This is a genomic window from Sulfuricaulis sp., assembly GCF_040901545.1.
Classification (GTDB): domain Bacteria; phylum Pseudomonadota; class Gammaproteobacteria; order Acidiferrobacterales; family Sulfurifustaceae; genus Sulfuricaulis.
Genome location: NZ_JBBDYL010000029.1, coordinates 1 through 4,756, shown reverse-complemented (window position 1 = coordinate 4,756; position 4,756 = coordinate 1). Strand labels below are relative to the sequence as shown.

At 53.3% G+C, this 4,756-nt stretch carries 4 protein-coding genes, 1 tRNA gene and 2 pseudogenes; 2 read left to right on the top strand and 5 right to left on the bottom strand.

The genetic code is table 11. From position 1 onward, the window contains the following. Window positions 1-170: 170 nt before the first annotated feature. Together WD823_RS05205 and WD823_RS05200 are read right to left on the bottom strand one after the other, a co-directional pair. Window positions 171-1,142, bottom strand: a complete 972-nt coding sequence (locus tag WD823_RS05205) for a Bug family tripartite tricarboxylate transporter substrate binding protein (protein ID WP_368428423.1) — start codon at window positions 1,140-1,142, stop codon at window positions 171-173. Next, complete coding sequence (locus WD823_RS05200) at window positions 1,142-2,179, bottom strand: TauD/TfdA family dioxygenase (RefSeq protein ID WP_368428422.1); 1,038 nt, start codon at window positions 2,177-2,179, stop codon at window positions 1,142-1,144. Before WD823_RS05200 ends, WD823_RS05205 begins: the two co-directional genes overlap by 1 nt. 112 nt (window positions 2,180-2,291) lie before the next feature. Here WD823_RS05200 and WD823_RS05195 point away from each other — a divergent pair. Together WD823_RS05195 and WD823_RS05190 are read left to right on the top strand one after the other, a co-directional pair. Then, a pseudogene (locus tag WD823_RS05195) lies at window positions 2,292-3,042 on the top strand (IS5 family transposase). Window positions 3,043-3,244: 202 nt separating this feature from the next. Further along, a pseudogene (locus tag WD823_RS05190) lies at window positions 3,245-3,691 on the top strand (transposase); the annotation flags it as partial. 38 nt (window positions 3,692-3,729) lie between these two features. Here WD823_RS05190 and WD823_RS05185 read toward each other — a convergent pair. From WD823_RS05185 to WD823_RS05175, 3 genes are all read right to left on the bottom strand, one after another. Beyond that, complete coding sequence (locus tag WD823_RS05185) at window positions 3,730-4,107, bottom strand: MarR family transcriptional regulator (protein WP_368428421.1); 378 nt, start codon at window positions 4,105-4,107, stop codon at window positions 3,730-3,732. Continuing rightward, a complete protein-coding gene (locus WD823_RS05180) occupies window positions 4,104-4,511 on the bottom strand; it encodes a DUF6516 family protein (RefSeq protein ID WP_368428420.1) in 408 nt (135 codons plus the stop codon). The genes WD823_RS05185 and WD823_RS05180 overlap by 4 nt, the downstream gene beginning before the upstream one ends. 169 nt (window positions 4,512-4,680) lie before the next feature. Further along, window positions 4,681-4,756 (bottom strand) — tRNA-Arg (locus WD823_RS05175).

The following is a 4,756-nucleotide window of genomic DNA, read 5'->3' as shown; positions in this document are numbered from 1 at the left end:
GGCGGTCAAACAGAGCGAGGGGAATGTATGATTGCAAGACCTGACCCCAAGCCCGCGCGCCAATTTTTGCCCAACAGATCTACCAAGAACATCAGCACTCCCGGAAGTAGCTGCTGGAATAATGAATCGAATCGGCTTGTTCGAAAACGCTCAAAACACAAACATGTCTCTCATTGCGAAAGACTGATTCCGCTTTCTTTCAGAATTCGAGCGTAACGATCGGACTCGCTTTGAATAAACTTTGCAAACTCACTCGGTGTGCTGCCAACGATTTCAGCGCCAGCACCACTAAGTCGCTCGCGAAGCTCTGGCGATCGTATCGCTGATGCAGCCGCCGCTCCAATGCGCTCGACCGCTATCATTGGTGAGCCAGTCGGTAGCAAGATACCAAACCAAGAACCAGTGTCTACGCCGGGGACTGTTTCTGCAATTGTTGGCAAATCAGCTAAGGCAGGCACCCGTTTAGCCGTCGTCACAGCTAAAGCGCGAAGACGGCCGCTTTTCAAGTGAGGCATTGCCGATACCAGTCCAGTCGCCATCAGTGCAATATGACCCGACAATAGATCGGATTCCGCAGGGGCGGCACCCTTGTACGGGACGTGAATCATTTGTGCTCCCGTCACCGCTCGAATCTGTTCAACGACGATGTGGCCAATGCTTGCGACTCCCGAAGATCCAAAACTAATTTGATTTGGTTTCGATTTCGCGAGTGCAATCAGTTCTTTAACATTTTTGACTGGGATCGAAGGGTGAGCAACTAAGACGTTTGGGGTAATGACGGCAAGGGACGCCGGAGAAAAATCACGAACAGAGTAGCCAAGATCTTTACGGAGGTGAGGCGTTATTGCAAGAATTGACGCCGACGTCATAAATGCGGTGTACCCGTCGGCTGGTGAGCGTGCAGCGATCTCTGCTCCAATAGCTCCATTCGCACCAGGGCGGTTGTCGATTATGATTTGCTGACCAAGACTTTTACTCATGGCCTGGCCAAGTGTTCTTGCAACAATGTCTGTTGTGCCTCCGGGAGGAAACGGAACAATCAAACGCACAGTCTTAACTGGGTAATCGGACTGCGCCAGACCGTGGGGCGAAATTAAGGCAATCGAAGACATCAGTAAGATGTGTTTCGCTAAAACTTTCATCACGTCACTCCCTCCTCACTTACTTTAGGCACGCCCATTCCCAAACCTTTCCCATATCGGTCTGCAAACTCAGGCGCAAGTGGGCGAGCATTATTGTTTAACCAGAGTCTCAGCATATGCCGCTTGCGATCTGGTTCCTCAAAGTCCTCGTAACTAGTTCTCGAGTGCAGGCAGACATGATTATTAAGAAATTGCATATCACCTGGTTGAAGCATCATTTCCAAGCGAATATCCTCGCGTGCCGCTGTTTCATTGAGGAGTTTCATCGAAGCTTCCTCTTGCTCCGTGAATACCAAACCAGCCTTACGAGCGGCTTGCATTATTGCCGTGAATACATATCTACAAGAAAGCCTTCCTTCATAGAAGCTAAAAATAGGAATGCGATGTGGTGTAATGGGTGCGTAGCCTGGCAATTCCTCACCACGCAGATCGTAATGAAATCCTTCATATAAAACTTCTAGAAATTCTGGATGCTGCCTAAGCACTTCGTTATAAATTGTTGTTGAACTTGCGATTTTGCTTATACCCCCCGTCTTTGCCGTACGAAAGCATAGCAATCCAACAATGTCACAATTGTCGTTGTGAAAATAAAGTTCAGCGGTAGTTTGATAACCACGCACGTCCTTTTCCATATACTTCTTTCCCTCTATAGCCCGAACATGGCCTAGAAGGTGCCCTTCAGCATTTTGTGAGATTGGGTTTCCGAAATACGTTCCAATTCCCCAGAAAATACGGGCGATATCGTCATCGTTATATTTTCCAAATGGAAGTCCTCGAATAACAGTAAATCCGCGACCGTTATTCAACTCCATCAAAACGTTGGAGAGTTCAGATGCTATGGATGGGAGCGGAAAGTCTTGCTTGCGAATCGATGTGAGTTCCAGGTCCTTGACCCGTGAAAGTACCGCATCAATGTCCTTAATTGCGGCCTCAGAAAGGGTGTAAATCCATGATGCGTTACCCTGCAATTCGCTGCCACGCCACGCACTACGATCTGATACGGGACGACGCAAAACCTCACGTTCTGAAGATGGCATTTTCTCCTCCTGAGAATAACCACAACAGGGATTTATATTTTTTTCAGGCTAGGGTCTGTACACAATCAAGTGATTTCGGTACATTCTGGTCTTTCCTTGGAGGCCAGAATCGATGCGAAAACTGCTGCGTAATGACCAGTGGGAACGCGTTGAGCATTTGTTGCCGGGCAAGGCGAGCGACCCGGGCGCCACTGCGAAGGATAACCGGCTATTTCTCGAAGCGGTGCTGTGGATCGCGCGCACCGGTGCGCCGTGGCGCGATCTGCCCCCGGTGCTGGGCAACTGGCACGCGACGTATACGCGCTTCTCACGCTGGGGCAAGAAAGGCGTGTGGCAACGGATCATCAAGGCGATCAGCGATGACGCGGATTTGGAAGCCCTTCTCATCGACAGCACCATCGTGCGCGCCCACCAGCACGCTGCTGGTGCCCAAAAAAAAAGCAGGCCCCCAAGCGCTCGGGCGCTCGCGTGGGGGGCTGAGCACCAAGATTCACGCGACCGTGGATGCCTTGGGCAACCCGCTGCGTTGGATACTGACGGGAGGGGAAGTCGCCGATATCGTCCAGGCACCCGCCTTGATCGACGGCTTTGATGCGCAGACGGTCATTGCCGATAAGGGCTACGACGCCGATGCGCTGGTCGCACGCATTAACGCCACCGGCGCTGCGGCCGTGATCCCGCCGCGCAGCAACCGCACCGAGCAAAGAGCCTATGATCGTCATCTGTATAAAGACCGCAATCTGGTGGAACGCTTTTTTAATCGTCTCAAGCAGTTTCGCCGTATCGCCACACGTTATGAGAAACTCGCATGCAACTTCACTTCCATGCTCAATCTCGTGTGTGCCTACATCTGGCTGGCGTGATTGTTAACAGACCCTAGCTCTTTTGAACAAATCGGTCAATTGCTGATTCGGCAATCTGAATCAAAGCTTCTCGATACTTGGTCCACATTTTGGAGGTATAACCGAATCTGGTGTATAGAAATGAGTTGAAGAAGGCGGCGTGACCTGCTGGAATGCGATTATCGAGATCGTTTTCAGCAAACTGCAAAGGAGTCACGCCACCATGAATAAGGATACGGTAGTTCGGTTTCGGAAGAAAGACGAAGTTGTTGACCCGCTCGTGGAGCTGTTGCGCGACGGCGCACACGAGTTGATTAGCCGGGCGGTCGAGGAGGAATTGCACGTGTTTCTGGAGCAACAGGCTGGGCGGCGTGAAGCCGATGGCCGGCTTGCGGTGGTGCGTAACGGCTATCAGCCCGAGCGCGCGCTGCTCACCGGCATGGGTCCGGTGCGGGTGCAGGTGCCCAAGGTACGCGACCGCTCGGGCGCGGGGGCGGTGTTTCGCTCCACGCTGGTGCCGCCGTATGTGCGCCGCGCAAGAAGCGTCGAGGCGGCGCTGCCCTGGCTGTACCTGAAAGGCATCTCCACCGGCAACATGAGCGAGGCGCTCAAAGCCCTGGTTGGTAAAGAGGCTGTCGGCCTGTCGGCAGCGGTGGTTTCGCGGCTGAAGGCGCGCTGGGGCCAGGAGTACAGCGCTGGCAGCGGCTATTACACCAATTCGAGCCGATCGTTCTGCGAGAACGGATCGATGTTGATCCGGAGCGAATGAATGGTCGTCGTCGGTACCTTGCGACGATCGACATTCTTCAGCCGAACGAAACCAATGGCTACAAGCTTGCCCAGGGTGCGTGTAAGGTTCGGTTGTGCGCGGCCCGTCAACTCCGCGAGTTCGGCAATGGACTGCGGTTTTTTATCCCGAATAATGGCCAGGAGCTCACGGTTCTGGGGTGTCAGCAACCGTAACAGCGCCTCGACAGAGTCGAATGTCGTGCCTCCGGCGTTCTTCGGCGCCAACCTCTCCCCACGTGCAACAGCCTTCATTTCTTCGCGCAGGGACGCATGGCTTTGAATCTTGATATGTTTCATGGGCGATCTCCTTCCGTTACTTCAACGACCTCGAACGGGATGCCGTGCTCGGTGAGCACGCGTTCGACCTCGTCGAAAAAATCAATAATCAATGTTTCAGCGTCCTTAAACGCATAAGGACGGCCCTCGTCTGTTTCCGTTCGATGCCAGTGATCCATCGCTTTGGGGCGCTTCTTGAACCGCGCCCCCTTGGCCGGAACACTGTGTGCATTGTCAAAACCGATCAGCCGCCGGTTGTCCGGGCCATGCAAGGTAAACGAGTAGTCCAGTCCATGCGGTTTTCCATCGTTCGCGTCCACCTTCGTGATCTCAAACTTCAGCCAATAACCGCCAGCGTAACGGTGCACATGTCCGTTGAAACCCAGCAAGAATTCAAGCGTATGTACGCCGCCCTTTTTTGGCATCTATTACCATATCCTCACGTGATAAGTATAAAAGCGATGAAAACGTGGAGTCAAGATCCGGCTCGACGGTGACGAGTTGCACATCCGGGGCAGTTATCGTGCCTTGGCCCGTGCCGTCACGTTATCGAAAGAAGCGAAGCTGGGGGAGGTGCCCAGCTTCGTACCAGATTGGCGCCCCGGAGACGAATCGAACGTCCGACCTGCCCCTTAGGAGGGGGCTGCTCTATCCACTGAGCTACCGGGGC

Bases quoted from the DNA above. Each gene is read 5' to 3' on its own strand.
- WD823_RS05205 (WP_368428423.1), bottom strand. From the start codon at position 1,142: ATGAAAGTTTTAGCGAAACACATCTTACTGATGTCTTCGATTGCCTTA.
- WD823_RS05200 (WP_368428422.1), bottom strand. From the start codon at position 2,179: ATGCCATCTTCAGAACGTGAGGTTTTGCGTCGTCCCGTATCAGATCGT.
- WD823_RS05185 (WP_368428421.1), bottom strand. From the start codon at position 4,107: ATGAAACATATCAAGATTCAAAGCCATGCGTCCCTGCGCGAAGAAATG.
- WD823_RS05180 (WP_368428420.1), bottom strand. From the start codon at position 4,511: ATGCCAAAAAAGGGCGGCGTACATACGCTTGAATTCTTGCTGGGTTTC.